At 66.0% G+C, this 17,607-nt stretch carries 13 protein-coding genes; 8 read left to right on the top strand and 5 right to left on the bottom strand.

All coding sequences use genetic code 11. The features are described 5' to 3' along the window. Nucleotides 1–330 precede the first annotated feature (330 nt). The 3 genes from FAZ97_RS06270 to FAZ97_RS06260 form a co-directional block, all read right to left on the bottom strand. Nucleotides 331–1,617, bottom strand: a complete 1,287-nt coding sequence (locus tag FAZ97_RS06270; RefSeq protein ID WP_158757662.1) for a cell division protein ZipA C-terminal FtsZ-binding domain-containing protein — start codon at nucleotides 1,615–1,617, stop codon at nucleotides 331–333. A gap of 144 nt (nucleotides 1,618–1,761) precedes the next feature. Continuing rightward, nucleotides 1,762–5,280 (bottom strand): chromosome segregation protein SMC, encoded by a 3,519-nt coding sequence (gene smc, locus FAZ97_RS06265; protein WP_158759073.1) that lies wholly within the window; start codon nucleotides 5,278–5,280, stop codon nucleotides 1,762–1,764. Nucleotides 5,281–5,449: 169 nt separating this feature from the next. Then, complete coding sequence (locus tag FAZ97_RS06260; RefSeq protein ID WP_158757661.1) at nucleotides 5,450–6,577, bottom strand: DMT family transporter; 1,128 nt, start codon at nucleotides 6,575–6,577, stop codon at nucleotides 5,450–5,452. A gap of 311 nt (nucleotides 6,578–6,888) precedes the next feature. On the opposite strand from FAZ97_RS06260, the gene dapC reads away from it, so the two are divergent. The 6 genes from dapC (at nucleotide 6,889) to cls (ending at nucleotide 13,198) form a co-directional block, all read left to right on the top strand. Continuing rightward, nucleotides 6,889–8,112, top strand: a complete 1,224-nt coding sequence (gene dapC / locus FAZ97_RS06255) for a succinyldiaminopimelate transaminase (RefSeq protein WP_407671797.1) — start codon at nucleotides 6,889–6,891, stop codon at nucleotides 8,110–8,112. A 79-nt stretch (nucleotides 8,113–8,191) separates the two neighbouring features. Then, nucleotides 8,192–9,019 (top strand): 2,3,4,5-tetrahydropyridine-2,6-dicarboxylate N-succinyltransferase, encoded by an 828-nt coding sequence (gene dapD, locus FAZ97_RS06250; protein ID WP_028204072.1) that lies wholly within the window; start codon nucleotides 8,192–8,194, stop codon nucleotides 9,017–9,019. Then, nucleotides 9,019–9,384, top strand: a complete 366-nt coding sequence (locus FAZ97_RS06245; protein ID WP_110384044.1) for an ArsC family reductase — start codon at nucleotides 9,019–9,021, stop codon at nucleotides 9,382–9,384. Before dapD ends, FAZ97_RS06245 begins: the two co-directional genes overlap by 1 nt. 125 nt (nucleotides 9,385–9,509) lie before the next feature. Beyond that, entirely contained in the window at nucleotides 9,510–10,649 is a 1,140-nt protein-coding gene (dapE, locus tag FAZ97_RS06240) for a succinyl-diaminopimelate desuccinylase (RefSeq protein ID WP_158757660.1), read from the top strand. Nucleotides 10,650–10,681: 32 nt separating this feature from the next. Next, on the top strand, nucleotides 10,682–11,578 hold the full coding sequence (gene prmB / locus FAZ97_RS06235; RefSeq protein WP_158757659.1) for a 50S ribosomal protein L3 N(5)-glutamine methyltransferase: 897 nt from the start codon (nucleotides 10,682–10,684) through the stop codon (nucleotides 11,576–11,578). Nucleotides 11,579–11,755: 177 nt separating this feature from the next. Further along, nucleotides 11,756–13,198, top strand: coding sequence for a cardiolipin synthase (gene cls, locus FAZ97_RS06230; RefSeq protein ID WP_158757658.1), 1,443 nt, complete (start codon nucleotides 11,756–11,758; stop codon nucleotides 13,196–13,198). Between the two features lie 26 nt (nucleotides 13,199–13,224). Here the strand turns inward: cls and FAZ97_RS06225 are convergent, their stop codons facing one another. Next, entirely contained in the window at nucleotides 13,225–13,707 is a 483-nt protein-coding gene (locus FAZ97_RS06225) for a glutathione peroxidase (protein WP_158757657.1), read from the bottom strand. 148 nt (nucleotides 13,708–13,855) lie between these two features. Between FAZ97_RS06225 and FAZ97_RS06220 the strand changes: the two genes are divergently transcribed. Both FAZ97_RS06220 and FAZ97_RS06215 read left to right on the top strand, forming a co-directional pair. Next, nucleotides 13,856–15,805, top strand: a complete 1,950-nt coding sequence (locus tag FAZ97_RS06220) for an ATP-binding cassette domain-containing protein (protein WP_158757656.1) — start codon at nucleotides 13,856–13,858, stop codon at nucleotides 15,803–15,805. Between the two features lie 104 nt (nucleotides 15,806–15,909). Continuing rightward, nucleotides 15,910–17,148: a CaiB/BaiF CoA transferase family protein gene (locus FAZ97_RS06215; RefSeq protein WP_233271644.1), complete on the top strand. Its 1,239-nt coding sequence runs from the start codon at nucleotides 15,910–15,912 to the stop codon at nucleotides 17,146–17,148. A 71-nt stretch (nucleotides 17,149–17,219) separates the two neighbouring features. Here the strand turns inward: FAZ97_RS06215 and FAZ97_RS06210 are convergent, their stop codons facing one another. Further along, nucleotides 17,220–17,411: a DUF2866 domain-containing protein gene (locus tag FAZ97_RS06210; protein WP_407671803.1), complete on the bottom strand. Its 192-nt coding sequence runs from the start codon at nucleotides 17,409–17,411 to the stop codon at nucleotides 17,220–17,222. Between the last annotated feature and the right edge of the window lie 196 nt (nucleotides 17,412–17,607).

Below are 17,607 nucleotides of genomic sequence, written 5' to 3'. Positions count from 1 at the left end.
GAAAGTGATTTCGGACGTCAGATTATCTCAGGAAGCGGCCCGTGTCGCATCGGCCGAACGGCCAACTTCGGGCTCGCTTCGTGCGCCGCCGAACGAGCCTCCTCAAGGTCCTGGCCGAATGGCTAACGCTGCGTCCGTAGCATTGACGCCCGGGTCCGGCAATGCGAACTTAAATGCACTGCATCACGTGTGCCGGTATCGGCGCTCAAACACCCATGACCGATCGCCATGACCTGTCCGCGTCGAGCACGGCGTGCCGTGCACGCGCAAAAGGCGCGGCGCCCTTACGGCGCCGCGCCTTGTCTGTCGGCCGGGTACAGGCCTTCGGCGTTACTGGCTGAAGAGTCGCCGCGTGGCCGGCGAGCCGGCCGGAATGCCGGCCTGCTCCAGCTTCGCGTAAAGCGTCATGAGCTGCTTGTCGATCGACTGCAGCACGGATTCCGGCAGCGGCCGGCGCTGATCGTCGACCACGCGCCCGCCAATGCGCTCGGCAAGCGACTTCGCGTAGTCGCACATGAGGCGGAACGGCAGGATGTCTTCGTCGGCCACAGGCACGTCGAGGATCAGCGTAATCAACTCGCCGCCCTTGTACGTGAGGTCGTCGCGCAGGAAGTTGGTGTCGCCGAACTGCAGCATGAACACGGGGCTCTGCTTCGCGTCGAGCTTCACGAAGCGCGTGCCGTCGCGCGAGAGCAGCAGGCCATCCTGCGCGGCCACGGCCTGCACGTAGTTGGCCGACCAAGGCGCGCCGTCCGACATCACGTTGATAGAGAGCTGCGCATCGCACTGCGCCGCGAAGCCGTCCAGTTCGCGCGCCATTGCGACCGTTTCCATCATGTCCGGAAACTCGGGCGCGGCGTCGAGCGCGTCGGCGAACTGCTGCACGCCGGTCACGAATTCCGAGAACTCGAGTTCGTTGAGCGGGCCGTTGCGGTTCGCGAGCTGCGCAGCCGCGCGCAGTTCCTCGTAGCGCACGCCGCTTTGCAGCAGTTCCCAGCCGTCGCCCCCTTCGGGTTTGCCTTCGATGTGCACCGGCTTGCTGCCCGCGCGGCGCAAGCGCTGCGCAAACGGAATTACCCGCTCGCCCGCCACCGAGGCGCCGAGCCGGACCGGCACGATACAGTCGATACGTCGGTCGACCACGGCCGGCGGCGCCGAAGAGATCGTCGTGGCGGCCGGCATGACGGGCTCGATGCGCTCGGCTTCGTCGGCATCGTCCTTCACGGATTCCGGGGCAGCTGTGCTTGCGGCGGCCGGCGCAGTTTCGCCGCTTTCCTGCGTTGGTGCTTCGTCCTCCGGAAAGCCGTTAGGGGTCGTCGTTTCCGCCTGAATGTCAGCCGGCGTGTCGAGCGGCGCCACGGTCCCGAAACCCGGCTCCACCCGCTCGGCTTCCGAGCCGCCCGCAAGCGATGGCTCGCGCCGCGACGGGGCATGCGCCGGTTCGATGAACGGGCTTTGCTCCTGGAACTCGTCGCGCTGTGGCGCCTCCACTGCCTCTTCGGGCATGGGGCGCGGCATGCGACGGCGCACCCTCGCGCCTTGCCACGCGTTGTACACCACCACGCCCCCGACTACCACGGCACCCGCGCCGATCAACCCGAGAGTCAACTCGTCCATGCATGCTCCATCAGCAATTCTTATTCGACGGCGCGCTCATTGCGCACGCCGTTTCTGTGGCAAGCGCATTGCGCGCGGCGGCTGCCTCACCGATGGCGCCGCCGGCCGCGCAACGCGCGCCGTCCGTTAGACCGTATCAATCGATCAGGCCGTATTCTGGGCGAAACCCGCCGCCGTTTCCATGTCGACCGCGACGATGCGCGAAACGCCCTGCTCCTGCATCGTCACGCCAATGAGCTGCTGCGCCATTTCCATGGCGATCTTGTTGTGCGAAATGAACAGGAACTGTGTTTTGTCCGACATCGCGCGAACAAGGTTCGCGAAACGCTCGGTGTTCGCGTCGTCGAGCGGCGCGTCCACTTCGTCGAGCAGACAGAACGGCGCCGGGTTGAGCTGGAACATCGCGAACACGAGGGCCGTGGCCGTGAGCGCTTTCTCGCCGCCCGAAAGCAGGTGAATCGTCGAATTCTTCTTGCCGGGCGGCTGCGCCATCACCTGTACGCCCGCGTCGAGAATCTCGTCGCCGGTCATGATGAGCTTCGCCTGGCCGCCGCCGAAGAGGCGCGGGAACAGCTCGCCGAAATGACGGTTCACTTCGTCGAAGGTGCCCTGCAGCAGCGTGCGCGTTTCCTGGTCGATCTTGCGGATCGCGTCTTCGAGCGTCTCGATCGCGCTCGTGAGGTCGGCCGACTGGGCGTCGAGGAAGGTCTTGCGCTCCTTCGCCGCGGCCAGCTCGTCGAGCGCCGCCATATTGACGGGCCCGAGCGCGGCGATCGCATTGTTGATGCGCGTGACTTCGCCTTGCAGGTACGACGGCTTCATGTCGGCAGTGAGCTTTTCCTGCAGCGCGGCCTCGTCTACGCCAGCCGCCTGCAGCTGCTCGACAAACTGCTCGCCATTCAGGCGGGCCGCCTGTTCCTTCAGCTGAAGCTCAGTAATGCGGTCGCGCAGCGGCTGCAGCGCGCGCTCCGCGGCGAGGCGCGTTTCGTCGGCGGCGCGCAGCTTGGCGGTCAGGTCGTCGAGTTCGGCGCGCGCCGCACGCAGCGTGTCTTCCTTCTGCGCGCGAATTTCCAGTGCGTCCTGCAGGCCCGTGTGCGCGGTCTGCTCGTTGATCGTTTCCAGCTCGGCGCGCGCGTCTTCGAGCGAAGCGGCCACGCGCTCGCTCTGATCGTGCGCGACCTGGATGTTGCGCCTGAGCTCTTCGATGCGGTTCACCATGTTGCGCGCCGCAAAGCGCGCGTCCGCAGCCGCGCGTTCGAGGTCGCGCGCCTGGTTGCGCGCCGCACCGAGTTCCTCGTCGAGCGCTTCGAACGCGAGCTGGTTGTCCTCGAAGCGGGCTTGCAGTTCGGCGAGTTCGACGTCGTGGCGTTCGAAGTTCGCTTCCGACTCTGCCCGCAGCGCGCGCTGCTCTTCGATCTGCGTGCGAATCTCATCCAGCTCTTCGCGGATCTGCGTGCTGCGCGCCGTGTAGCGCTCATGCGCCTGCGTAAGCTTCAGCACATCCATCTGCAACGCGTGCACGCGTTGCGTCGCACGCTCGGCCTGCTGGCGCACTTCCGTGAGCACCTGCGCGGCTTGCGTATGCGCGGCTTCCGCGCGCACGACAGCGGTGCGTGCATCATCGGCGAGCAATGCTTGAGCGCGCACCTGGCGCTCGAGATTCTCGATCTCCTGTTGACGCGCGAGCATGCCAGCCTGCTCGGTGTCGGCGGCGTACAGCTGCACACCCACGCGCGTCACCACGTGACCGGCCTTCACAACGAACGCGCCGCTGCCCGGCAGTTGCGCACGCTGGGCAAGCGCTTCGGCGAGATCGTTGGCAACGTAAGTCGAGCCGAGCCATTCGGTCAGCACGGCGCGCAGGCCCGCGTCGTCGATACGCACGAACGAAAGCAACGGCGTCAGGCCCGCGGGCGCGGCGCTTGCCTGCCCCGCGGCAGGCGGCGAATAGAAAGCGAGCTTCGCGGGCGGCGCGTCGCTCGCGAATGCCTTCACCCAGTCGAGGTTCGAGACTTCGAGCGCGGCAAGCCGCTCGCGCAACACGGCTTCGAGCGCCGTTTCCCAGCCCGCTTCGACGTGCAGCTTCTTCCAAAGCCGCGGCAACGCGCCCAGTTCGTGACGCTCGAGCCACGGCTGGATCTTGCCTTCCGTCTGCACGTTTTCCTGCAACTGCTTGAGCGCGGCGAGACGGGCTTCGAACTGGTGGATCTGCGCGTTTTCCGCCTGCACGCGTTCATGCGCGGCACGGCGCTCCGCGTCGAGGCGCGGCACCGTTTCCTGCGCATCCGCGAGTCGTGCCTGCGCTTCGTGCAGCACTTCCTCCTGCTCCGCCAGCTGCATGCGCAGCTCTTCGAGCTGGGCTTCGTCCGGCGCGTCGAGGCCGCCTTCCTCCGACTTCAGCCGCTCATGGCGTTGCTGAAGCTGCTGGAGCATCTGGTCGGCGTTGCGCTGGTGCGCGGCTTCGAGCTTGATGGCCTGCTCGGTGCGCGCAATGCCTGCGCGCTCGTCGTTCAGCTGGGACTGCGCATCGCGCCAGCGGTTTTCGAGCGCGGGCAGCGCCTCCTGCTTGGCCGCAGCCTCTTCCTCTGCGAGCGCCGCCTTTTCCTCGGCGATCGCTAGTTGCTCTTCGGCGTCTTCGATGTCGTCCTGCGCCTTCTGCGCCTGGACTTGCCATTGCTCGCGCTGCGCGGAGAGCGCGGCGATCTGCGCCTGCGCGCGGTTGCGCGACTCGACGATGAACTTGATCTCGGCCTCGAGACGGCTCACCTCGGCGTTCGCTTCGTAGAGCGCGCCCTGCGCGCCCTGCATGGCGTCACTTGCCGAGTAGTGAGCGACGCGCAGCGTTTCGAGCTGCGCTTCCACTTCGCGCAGCTGCGCGGTATGCCGCTCCAGGTCGATCTGCGCCTGCTCGATCGCGCGCTGCTGGCGTTGCTGTTCGCCCGCCGCCTCGTTCTTGCGCAAGAGCCACAGAAGGCGCTGCTTTTCCTCGCCCTCGGACTGCAGCTCGCGGAATTTCGTGGCGACGACGGCCTGGCCCTCGAGCTTTTCGAGGTTGTTGGACAGTTCGCGCACGATGTCTTCCACGCGCGTGAGGTTTTCGCGCGTGTCGTGGAGGCGGTTCTCGGTCTCGCGGCGGCGTTCCTTGTACTTCGAAACGCCCGCGGCTTCTTCGAGGAACACGCGCAGCTCTTCGGGCTTCGCCTCGATGATCCGCGCAATCATGCCCTGCCCGATGATCGCGTAGGCACGCGGGCCGAGGCCCGTGCCGAGGAAGATGTCCTGGATATCGCGCCGGCGCGCCGGCAGGTTGTTGATGTAGTAGCTCGACGTGCCGTCACGCGTGAGGACGCGCTTCACGGCGATCTCGGCATACTGGCCCCACTGCCCGGCGGCGCGCCCGTCCGCGTTGTCGAACACCAGTTCGACGCTCGCGCGGCTGCCCGGCTTGCGCGCGGTGGAACCGTTGAAAATGACGTCCTGCATCGACTCGCCGCGCAGCTCGGACGCCCGGGATTCACCCAGCACCCAGCGCACCGCGTCGATGATGTTGGATTTCCCACAGCCGTTCGGCCCGACCACCCCGACGAGTTGGCCCGGAACCTGGAAATGCGTGGGATCGACGAATGATTTGAAGCCAGCGAGTTTAATCGAGGTCAGACGCACGGCGATATCGCTGTTTGAATAGTGGTGAACGGGACCGCCCGTGCCGTACGTCGCTTGCCGCCGCGAATCCAGTATCGATCGCACGGCGGCGCACTGCGCACAAGGCAGGCGCCACGGCTCGCCGCACGAACGCGCATGCGCGCGAGCGGTCGGCGGGAATCAGCGGCAATCATACCATCGCACGCGCGCCATTCCGCGCGCGGGAAGGCCCTGGACCCGAGCCGGTACCTGCGTTGCCATCGCCGTTGCCGCCGCCGTTGCCATCGTCGTTGCCGGGGCCGTTGCCATCGTCGTTGCCGGGGCCGTTGCCGTCGGCGCCGTCCGCGTCATCGGTGCGGCTGGCGTCGGCGTGGGTCATGACGCTGGCGTCGGCGCTCACGTGTGCGCCGCGCTTGCGCGCGTCCTGTGCGCGGTGCAGCCAGCTCGACAGCAGGGAAGCGAGCACGATACACGCGCCGCCCGCCCATTCGCGCGGGCCCGGCGTCTCGCCGGCGAAGAGCCACGACGTGAGCGCCGTCACGACGATCTCGAACAGCATGATGATCGACGCGCGGTTGGCAGGCACGCGAGCAAGCCCGTACTGAACCAGCATGTTGTTGGTGCCGAGCACAATACCGAGCGCGAGCACCAGTAGCACCACGCGCGCGAGATGCTCGCCCGCCGGGGCAGCCGACATCGGCTCGAAGCAGGAGGTCAGCGCGCCGAACAGTGCCGCGCCCGCGAAGATCACAGCGGTGCGCATCTCCGGCTTCATGTGCGGAAGCACGCGGCTCGTCTTCACGACGAGCACGTTGCTCATCGCGAAACCCATGCCGCCGATCAGACCCGCCCATTCGGCGGCGTTGGCAGGCAGCGGCACGCCGAGCTTTGGCGACCAGAGCATCAGTACCGCACCCACGAGCGAAAGCGCCGCGAGCGCGCCGCCCGCCCAATTCAGGCGTTCGTGAAGAATGAAGTGCGCGAAGATCGCCGTCCACGCCGGGGTCAGATAAAACAGCAGCAGCACGCGCATCACTTCGCCGTGGATCGCACCCCATACGAAACCCACGTTGGTCACGCCCGCGGCAAGCCCGAGCATCGGCAGGACCCAGTGCCAGCGCACGGTCGCGAGCGAGCGCCAGCGCAGCACCAGCACGAAGAGGCAGCCGGCTGCGCTCGTCGCGGCGCTGGAGGCCGTGCCGGTGAGCCCGGCCGCCGCCAGCATGCGCAGCGGATACCAGACAAAACCCCAGACGGACGCGCCAATCATGATGGCGAGTGTCGGCCATGCGGCGCGCAAGCTGGTGCTCTGGCTCATTGCTCGCGGTTCCCGAGGTTCCGCCGCGCGTTCCCGGCACATGGGCCGATGTTCAACAGGTGGTTCGAAAAATCCATGTTTTTCCTTTGTCTCATCGTCCGGCGAGCACTGGCTGCGCCAGGGCGGGATCTGGCTGGCGCCCGCAGCAGCAACGGCGCCACGCTATAATCGACCGCTTGCAGTTCCAAGCCCGCGCCTCTGCGTTTTTCGCCGAGCCGAGCGCAGCGCAACTGGCTCGCCGGCCCGCAGTGGCCGCTCCCATTCTGCGCGCCACGCCATCCGTCTTTCGCCCACGCCTGTCCGACGCCCAAGTGAATCCGCTACTCGACACCCTTCAGTCCTATCCCTTCGAAAAGCTGCGCGTACTCTTCAAGGACGTCACGCCGAACGCCGGCCTGCGCCATATCAGCTTCGGGATCGGCGAGCCGAAACACCCTACGCCTGCGCTGATCCGCGACGCCATCGTGGCGTCGCTCGACGGCCTCTCGTCGTACCCGGCCACGGCGGGCACCCCCGCGCTGCGCGAGTCGATTGCGAACTGGGTGAAGGCGCGCTACGGATTGCCTGCGATCGACGCGAACACGGAAATCCTGCCCGTCTCGGGCTCGCGCGAGGCGCTGTTCGCACTGGCGCAGGCCGTGATCGACCCGACGGCCGGCGTGAAAGACCCGGCAAAGCGGGCGATCGTACTCTGCCCGAACCCTTTCTACCAGATCTACGAAGGCGCAGCGCTGCTGGGCGGCGGCGAGCCGTACTTCGTGAATAGCGATCCGGCCCGCAACTTCGCCTGCGATTATTCGCAGGTTCCCGAAGAAGTCTGGGCGCGCACGCAGCTGCTGTACGTATGCTCGCCGGGCAATCCCACGGGCGCCGTGATCACGCTCGACGACTGGCGCGAGCTGTTCGCGCTCTCTGACCGCTACGGCTTCGTGATCGCCTCGGACGAGTGCTACTCGGAAATCTATTTCGACGAAGCGAATCCGCCGCTCGGCGGTCTCGAAGCGGCGCACAAGCTGGGCCGCGGCTTCGAGCGCCTCGTCATGCTGTCGAGCCTTTCCAAGCGCTCGAATGCGCCGGGCATGCGCTCGGGCTTCGTGGCCGGGGACGCCGCCATCCTCAAGCAGTTCCTGCTGTACCGCACCTATCACGGCTCGGCCATGTCGCCGGTCTGGCAGTCCGCCAGCATCGCCGCGTGGGGCGACGAGGCGCACGTGCGCGAAAACCGCGCGAAATACCTGAAGAAGTTCTCGACCGTCACGCCCATGCTCTCCGACGTGCTCGACGTGAAATTGCCCGACGCCGCGTTCTATCTCTGGGCCAACGTCGCGCGCACCGGCCTCACGGACACCGCGTTCGCCCAGCGTCTCTACGCCGACTATAATGTGACGGTTCTGCCCGGCTCGTTCCTCGCGCGCGAGGCGCATGGCACGAATCCGGGTAAAGACTTCGTCCGCATGGCGCTCGTCGCCGACGTCGAGGAATGCATCGAGGGCGCGCAGCGCATCGTCGAGTTCTGCCGCTCGCTCAAACCGTAAAGCTTTTCCCTGCGCGCCGGGGTCCTGCCTCGCTGCGCGCAACGCCGCTTTCCACCATTAATCTCACGAAATCACCACCATGTCGCAACAACTTCAGCAGATCATCGACACCGCCTGGGAAAACCGCGCCGACTTTTCGCCCAAGTCAGCCCCGAACGACGTGCGCGAAGCCGTCGCCCACGTCATCGCCGAGCTGGACAAAGGCGCGCTGCGCTGCGCCGAGAAGAAGGACGGCGACTGGGTCGTCAATCAGTGGGTGAAGAAGGCCGTGCTGCTGTCGTTCCGCCTGGAAGACAACGCGCCGATGCCCGCGGGCGGCTACAGCCAGTTCTACGACAAGGTGCCCTCGAAGTTCGCCAACTACACGGCTGAAGACTTCGCCGCAGGCGGCTTCCGCGTCGTGCCGCCGGCCATCGCGCGCCGCGGTTCGTTCATCGCGAAGAACGTCGTGCTGATGCCGTCGTACACGAACATCGGCGCGTATGTCGATGAAGGCACGATGGTCGACACGTGGGCCACCGTCGGTTCGTGCGCGCAGATCGGCAAGAACGTGCACCTCTCGGGCGGCGTGGGCATCGGCGGCGTGCTCGAGCCGCTGCAGGCGAACCCCGTCATCATCGAAGACAACTGCTTCATCGGCGCGCGCTCGGAAGTCGTGGAAGGCGTGATCGTCGAAGAGAACTCGGTCATCTCGATGGGCGTGTACCTCGGCCAGTCGACCAAGATTTACGACCGCGAAACCGGCGAAGTCTCGTATGGCCGCATTCCGGCGGGCTCGGTCGTGGTCGCGGGCAACCTGCCCTCGAAGGACGGCTCGCATAGCCTCTACTGCGCCGTGATCGTCAAGAAGGTCGACGCGAAGACGCGCGCCAAGGTCGGCCTGAACGAGCTGTTGCGAGGCGACTGATGGCGAAGTCCGCCAAGACCGTTGTCTACGGCATTCCGAACTGCGACACCGTGAAGAAGGCCCGCGTATGGCTCGAAGAGCACGGCGTCGAGTTCGAGTTTCACGACTTCAAGAAGGCGGGCGTCTCGAATGCGCTCGTCCAGGACTGGCTCAAGGACGTGTCGCTCGATCAGCTCATCAACAAGCGCGGCACGACGTGGCGCGGCCTTTCGGAAGTGCACAAGGCCGAAGCGGACACGACCGCCGGCGCGATTGCGCTGATGATCCACAAGCCGTCGATCATCAAGCGGCCCGTCGTCGTGGTGAACGGCCGCGTGAAGACGCTCGGCTTTTCCGCCGACCAGTATGCGGAGCTGTTCGCCTGAGCGCCGCATGAGACCGGTGCGCCCGATCTGCCCCATGGCGGAACGAGCGCACACGGTCATGACAAGTTGTTGCCGGCCCCTGCTCCGTCAGCTGTGCCGGCATTTTTATTGAAAGTGGTCTTTTTATGTCCGCCACCCTCGCCCTTACCGAAGCCCTGATCGCGCGCGCGTCCGTCACGCCCGACGACCAGCACTGCCAGCGCATCATGACCGAACGCCTTGGCGCGCTCGGCTTCGCGTGCGAAACGATCGAATCCAACGGCGTGACGAACCTGTGGGCCGTCAAGCGCGGCACCTCGGGCGCGCAAGGCCCACTGCTCGCCTTCGCGGGCCACACCGACGTCGTGCCGACCGGCCCCATCGAACAATGGAGCTCGCCGCCGTTCCAGCCCTCGCACCGCGACGGCGTGCTCTACGGCCGCGGCGCCGCCGACATGAAGACCTCGCTCGCCGCCTTCGTGGTCGCAAGCGAAGAGTTCGTGGCAGCGCATCCGCAGCATCGTGGCGCCATCGCGTTCCTCATCACGAGCGACGAGGAAGGCCCGGCCACCGACGGCACCGTGAAGGTCGTCGAGGCGCTGCAGGCGCGCGGCGAGAAGATGGACTACTGCATCGTCGGTGAACCGACCTCGACCAACACGCTCGGCGACTGCGTGAAGAACGGCCGCCGCGGCTCGATGTCAGGCAAGCTCGTCGTCAAGGGTGTGCAGGGGCATATCGCGTATCCGCATCTCGCGAAGAACCCGGTACACCTGTTGGCCCCGGCGCTTGCCGAACTCGTCGCCGAAAAGTGGGATGACGGCAACGAATACTTCCCGCCCACCACGTGGCAGGTGTCGAACATGCACAGCGGCACGGGCGCGAGCAACGTGATCCCGGGCCACGCCGACGTGATGTTCAACTTCCGCTTCTCGACCGCCAGCACCGTGGAAGGCCTGCAAAAGCGCGTGCACGCGATCCTCGACAAGCACGGCCTCGAATACGACCTGCACTGGAGCGTGAGCGGCCTGCCCTTCCTCACGCCGCGCGGCGCGCTCTCGAACGCGCTCGAAAAAGCGATCCACGACGAAACCGGCGTCACTACCGAACTCTCGACCACGGGCGGCACGTCCGATGGCCGCTTCATCGCGCGCATGTGCGAGCAGGTGGTTGAGTTCGGGCCGCCCAACGCCAGCATCCACAAGATCGATGAGCATATTGAAGTGAAATTCATCGATCCGCTCAAGAACGTCTATCGCCGCGTGCTCGAACAGCTGATCGCCTGACGGCCAACCGAACACGCTCTGGAGTCCAGAACATGACCCATCCGCTAACCGCTACCTTTGCCACTGTTCGCGACCTGCTGCGCTACGGCGTCTCGCGCTTTTCGGCCGCGCAACTCGCCTTCGGCCACGGCTCGAACAACGCCTACGACGAAGCCGCGTACCTGATCCTGCATACGCTGCATTTGCCGCTCGACCTGCTCGACCCGTTCCTCGATGCGCGCCTCACGACCGAGGAAATCGACAAGGTGCTAGGCGTGATCGAGCGCCGCGCGACCGATCGCGTGCCCGCCGCCTACATCACGCAGGAAGCGTGGATGCACGGGCTGCGCTTCTACGTGGATGAGCGCGTGATCGTGCCGCGCTCGTTCATTGGCGAGTTGCTCGCAGACGGCCTGCAGCCCTACGTGGAAGATCCCGAACAGGTCACCGCGGTGCTGGAACTGTGCACCGGCTCGGCCAGCCTCGCGATTCTCGCGGCGCACGCGTTCCCGAACGCCGATATCGACGCCGTCGATCTCTCCGCGCCCGCGCTCGAAGTGGCGAAGCGCAACGCGCACGAACACGATCTCGACGAGCGCATCGCCCTCTTCGAAGGCGACCTGTACGCGCCGCTGCCCGAGCGCCGCTACGACGTGATCATCACGAACCCGCCGTACGTGAACGCCGATTCGATGCAGGCGCTGCCGCCCGAGTACCGCCACGAACCGGAAATGGCGCTCGCGGGCGGCGCGGACGGCATGGACATCGTGCGCCGCATCATCAAGGACGCCCGCAACTGGCTCACCGACAACGGCGTGCTGGTGGTCGAGATCGGCAACGAGCGCGAGAACGTGGAAGCGGCGTTCGGCGGCCTCGACCTCGTCTGGCTCTCGACGAGCGCCGGCGACGATCAGGTCTTCCTGATCCAGGCCTGCGACTTGCCGGTCTGACCGTTCTGCGCGAGCGAAAAGCGGCGCCCGTGCGCCGCTTTTTGACGCCGGTCGCTATGTGCGGGAGCGGGGCGATAGCCGCCGTCGCAGCGGGTTCGGTAAGATTGAGCCCTCCGGCCGTGCGCTTCCCGGCACGGGCCGGCCCTGCGTCCGGCTGAAGGAGCGTCCCGCGCATCTATGCGATTCGACTGGTCACACCTCGGCACGCTGCTCGCGATCATCCATCTGCTTGGGCTGATCGCGGCGTGCCACGCCATTCTCAATACGCGCACCTCGCAGGGCGCGATTGCCTGGGCCGTCTCGCTCGCGACGATGCCCTACCTCACGCTCGTGCCGTATCTCTTTCTCGGCCGCAGCAAGTTCGCGGGCTATGCCGACGCGCGGCGCCTGCGCAACGAAACCTTGCGCTCGCGCGCCCACGCGCCCGACTGGGACAAGCTCGTATCCGCGGGCGAATGGCCGGCCGACGAACTGGGCGTGCGCGTGATCCGCACGTTCGCGCGCCTGGGCGGCATGCCGCTCGTGCCGGGCAATGCCGTGCGTACGCTCGTCAACGGCGAAGCCACCTTCTCCGCCATCTTCGATGCAATCGAACGCGCGCAGCACTATGTGATCGTGCAATTCTTCATCGTGCGCGCCGACGCACTCGGCGACATGCTCAAGGACGTGCTGCTCGACTGCAGGAAGCGCGGCGTGCGCGTGTTCTTCCTGTACGACAGCATCGGCTCGTTCGACCTGCCCGCCAGCTATGTGCACGAGTTGCAGGACGGTGGCGTGGAAGTGCACCCGTTCTCGACGAAGCGCCACTTCGTCAACCGCTTCCAGCTCAACTTCCGCAACCACCGCAAGATCGTCGTGGTGGACGGCCAACACGCGTTCGTGGGCGGCCACAACGTGGGCATCGAATATCTGGGCGCGAATGCGCGCCTCTCACCCTGGCGCGACACGCATATCGAGCTGCGCGGCCCGGCGGTCGCCAACGTGCAGTTCGCCTTCACCGAAGACTGGTACTGGGCCACCCAGCAGTTGCCCGGCTGCGAGCCGCCCACCGTCGTGCCGCGCGACGGCGACGACATGTACTGTCTCGTCTTGCCGACAGGGCCGGCCGACCGCCAGGAGACCTGCTCGCTCTTTTTCGTGGAGGCAATCAACGCCGCGAAGAAACGCGTGTGGATCACCACGCCCTACCTCGTGCCCGACGAGGCCGTGTTCTCGGCACTGCGCCTCGCGGCGCTGCGCGGTGTGGACGTGCGCATCATGATCCCGAGCCGGCACGACCACTACGTGGTGTTCGAGGCGTCCATGCTGTACGCCTTCGATGCGGTGCGCGCGGGCATCCGCATCTTCCGCTACAAGCCGGGCTTTTTGCACCAGAAGGTCGTGCTGATCGACGACGTGGCTGCGGCCATCGGCAGCGCGAATCTCGACAACCGGTCGTTTCGCCTGAACTTCGAGATCATGGTGCTGACCGTACATCGCGGCTTCGCGGCCGAAGTCGAAGCGATGCTGCTGCGCGACTTCGAACAGACGTTCGAGATCGACCGCAGCGAGTACCGCGACGCGCCCGCGTGGCGCAAGATCACGATGCATCTGGCGCGGCTCTTCGCGCCAATTCTCTAACGCGCGCCTTTGCCGCCAGCCAACGCTCAGAGCTGCTTTTCGATATCCGCTGCAATGGCCTCGGGCTTCGTTACGGGCGCGTAGCGCTTCACGACGCCGCCATTGCGGTCGACCAAAAACTTCGTGAAATTCCACTTGATGCCTTCGAGCCCGAGGAGTCCCGGCGCCTCGCCCGTGAGCCAGCGATACAGCGGGTGCGCGTTTGCGCCGTTCACGTCGATCTTCTCGAACATCGGAAACGTGACGCCGTAGTTCTTCTCGCAGAAGCTGCCGATTTGCGTGGCGTCGCCGGGTTCCTGCTTGCCGAACTGATTGCAAGGAAAGCCGAGCACCGCGAGCCCGCGCGCGGCGTACTGGTCGTAGAGCTTTTGCAGCCCCGCGTACTGCGGCGTGAATCCGCACTCGCTCGCGGTGTTGACGATCAGGAGCACCTTGCCCGTATAGCGATCGAGGCCCACCGGCTCGCCGCCGCCGAGCGGTTGCGCCGAAAACGAATAGATCGAAGTCATCTGGCTCTCCCGTGGAAAAGCGCCAGTCTACGTGAGAAAGCGCGCAATTAGCACTCGACCAAACGGCTAGCCGTTAGGCCAATGCCGGCCGGAACGCGACACAGTCTAAAATAGCGCTTTCTTTCGTTTTCTTCCCGCCGGCGCCGTCGTGATCCGCTTCAATCAATTCAGTCTTGCCCGCGGCACCAAGCCGCTTTTCGAACAGACCTCGTTCACGCTGAACCCCGGCGAAAAGGTCGGTCTCATCGGCGCGAACGGCGCGGGCAAATCGACCCTGTTCGCCGTGCTGCGCGGCGAACTGCATGCGGACGCCGGCGACTTCTCGCTGCCGCCGTCCTGGCGCATCGCGCACGTCGCGCAGGAAACCCCGGCGGTGGACCGCACCGCGCTCGACTACGCGCTCGACGGCGACGCCGCACTGCGCGAAATCGAGGCCCGCATCGCTGCTGCGTCCGCCGCGCACGACGGCGCAGCGGAAGCCGAAGCGCACGGCGCTTTTGCCGACGCCGACGGCTACACGGCCCCCGCGCGCGCCGAAGCGCTGCTGCTCGGCCTCGGCTTCACGCTCGAGCAAACGCGCCAGCCCGTGGCGAGCTTCTCGGGCGGCTGGCGCATGCGCCTGAATCTCGCGCAGGCGCTCATGTGCCGCTCCGACCTGCTGCTGCTCGACGAACCCACGAACCACCTGGACCTGGACGCGATCGTCTGGCTCGAAGACTGGCTGCACCGCTATCCCGGCACGCTCGTCGTGATCTCGCACGACCGCGAATTCCTCGATTCGATCTGCAACGTCACGCTGCACCTGGAAAACCAGCAGATCAAGCGTTACGGCGGTAATTACTCGCAGTTCGAGATCCTGCGCGCGCAACAACTGGCGCTCCAGCAAAGCGCGTACGAAAAGCAGCAGCGCACCGTCGCACACCTGCAAAGCTTCATCGACCGCTTCAAGGCCAAGGCCACGAAGGCGCGCCAGGCGCAAAGCCGCGTGAAGGCACTGGAAAAAATGGAGTTGATCGCGCCGGCGCACGCGAGCTCGCCGTTCACATTCGAGTTCCGCACGCCCGACTCCGCGCCCAACCCCATGCTCGTGATGGAAGACGTGCGCTGCGGCTATCGGGCCGAGGACGGCAGCGAAACGCCCATCGTCGAACGCGTCGCGCTTTCGATCCAGAACGGCCAGCGTATCGGCCTGCTCGGCGCGAACGGCCAGGGCAAGTCCACGCTGATCAAGACGCTCGCGGGCACACTCGCGGCGCTCTCTGGCGAACTGAGCACGGGCAAGGGCCTGCAGATCGGCTATTTCGCGCAGCATCAGCTCGAGACGCTGCGCCCCGACGACACGCCGCTCCAGCATCTCGCACGCCTCGCGCCCGACACGCGCGAGCAGGAACTGCGCGACTTCCTCGGCGGCTTCAACTTCCCCGGCGAGATGGCCACGGCGCCCATCGCGCCCTTCTCGGGCGGCGAGAAGGCGCGCCTCGCCCTCGCGCTCATCATCTGGCAAAAGCCCAACCTGCTGCTGCTCGACGAGCCGACCAACCACCTCGACCTCGAAACGCGCCACGCGCTCACCATGGCGCTCGCACAGTTCGAAGGCACGCTGATCCTCGTGTCGCACGACCGGCATTTGCTGCGCGCCACGACCGATCAATTCATGCTGGTGGCGAAGCATCGCCTGCAACCGTTCGACGGCGATCTCGACGACTACCGCGACTGGCTGCTCCAGCACGCAGCCGAGCAACGCGCAGCGCTCAAGGACGCCGCCTCCGGCACGGCAGATGCGGCAAATGGCGCAAATGCCGGCGACAGCGTCAATCGCAAGGAACAGCGGCGTCAGGAAGCGGAGCAGCGCCAGAAGGTGGCGCACCTGAAGAAGCCCTTACAGGCGAAAATCGGCAAGATCGAAAAGGAAATGGATGCGCTCAACGGCGAAAAGAGCACGCTCGACGCGTTCGTCGCCGATCCGGCAAGCTACGAGCCGGAGCAGAAGAGCCGCCTGACTGAAGCGATTCGCCGCCAGGCCGAGGTTGCCTCGCGCCTCGACACGCTTGAAGCCGAATGGCTCGATGCGCACGAGGAACTCGAGCAGATCGGATAGCGCAGCTTATAGTGGCCACTGCGGTCGCCGCTGAAGTCGTCACTGCACCACCATTGCGCCGCCAACCGCGCTTTTCGCCAGGAATTTTCGTCAGGGAGCCACGAGTGTCGTCACCCGCCGCATTGCAGGGCCTTCGCGTACTGGATCTGACCCGCCTTCTGCCCGGGCCCGTGGCCACCTTGCGGCTCGCGGAAATGGGCGCCGATGTCCTGAAAATCGAACCGCCCGGCGCCGGCGACGCGGCGCGCGTGATGATGCAAAGCGCAGTGGACGAAGTGGCTGCGCGCCCCGGTGCGTTCTATCGGCTCGTCAATCGCGGCAAGCGCGAAACCCGAGTCGATTTGAAGACCGAGAGCGGCCGGTCGGTGTTGTTCGCGCTCGCGCGTGACGCCGACGTGCTGGTCGAAAGCTTCCGACCCGGGGTGATGGACCGCCTCGGCGTAGGCTACGAGACCTTACGCAAGGTCAATCCGAAACTCGTCTATTGCGCGATCACGGGCTACGGCACGACCGGCCCGTTCGCCGGCCATCCGGGCCATGACATCAACTATGTCGCGTATTCGGGGGTGCTGGACCAGTTGGCGTCGCGCGACGGCACACCGGTGCTGCCCAATTTTCAGATCGCCGACCTGCTCGGCGGCGCGCTCAGCGCGGTCACGCAGATTCTCGCGGCGCTCTGGCATGTGGCGCGTGGCGGCGAGGGCCGTTTCGTCGACGTATCGATGGCGCACGCGAGCTATGCGCATAACGTGGTTGCCCAGGTCGCGCTTGCCAATGACGACGCCGCGGCGCTGCAGCCAGGCGGTGGCCTCCTCAACGGCGGGGTGCCCTGCTACAACCTTTATCGTACGCAAGACGGGCGGTGGCTCGCCGTCGGCGCGCTCGAACTGAAGTTCTGGCAGACACTGTGTCAGGCCATCGGCCGCGACGACTGGGCAGAAAGGCACTGGAGCCTCGGCCAGGCGATCGGCGGTGCGGATGCCGCTGCGCTTACGCGGGAACTGGCGGCCATCATCGAGTCGGAGTCGCTGCAGACCTGGATCGATCGGCTGGAGGCGATCGACACCTGTGTTTCGCCAGTCCTCACGCCTGGCGAAGCTTCGCGCCATCCGCTCTTCAACGCGGAAGTCCTGCAAGCCATGATGGACGAAATGTCCGCCCGGCAGGCGCAGCAGGCCGCGCCCGGTATGCAGGCGGCACCTTTTCAGCCGGCCGGTCAGCCGCAAGGCGCGCACGCCGTCCAGTCCGCTCAGCCGGTTCAGAGCGCGCGCACCGTCCAGGGCGCCGACACGTCGGGCGCGCCTGGCGGGAAAAAGCCCTTCACCTACGGTCCCTGGGGCTAACTCCCGCGGCCCACCCAGCACCATCCGTGAGCACAAAGCAAAATGGGCGCTTCGCAGTGCCCATTTTTCGTTTAGCGGCGCGGCAGTGTTTGCCGCGGCGACCGCTCGTCGTCGTACATCACGTACTTGCGGCCTTCCACGTGGTGCGCAATGGTGCTGCGCACCTCGGCCGCCGTCACGTCTTCCGCCACGACGCGGCGCGAAATGCGCCCGTCACCGTCGATCCACTCGACGATGCGGCACGTGCTGCCCCAAGGCTGCATGAGCGGCTCGGAAACCCGGCAGCCGCGCACGACGATCGAACGACCGTCGAAGGACGTATCAGTCTGTTTCAAGTCGCTATCCTTTCCGCTCGACACGGGTTGAACATCGCGCCAAGGATAGGGAAATCGCAGTCTGAAATGGTTACAGCCGGAACCAGGGTTGTTACTAATCATTACGCGCCAGTACAAGCCTTCC

Source organism: Paraburkholderia acidiphila (assembly GCF_009789655.1).
GTDB lineage: Bacteria > Pseudomonadota > Gammaproteobacteria > Burkholderiales > Burkholderiaceae > Paraburkholderia > Paraburkholderia acidiphila.
This window is presented reverse-complemented; position numbering and strand designations above follow the sequence as displayed.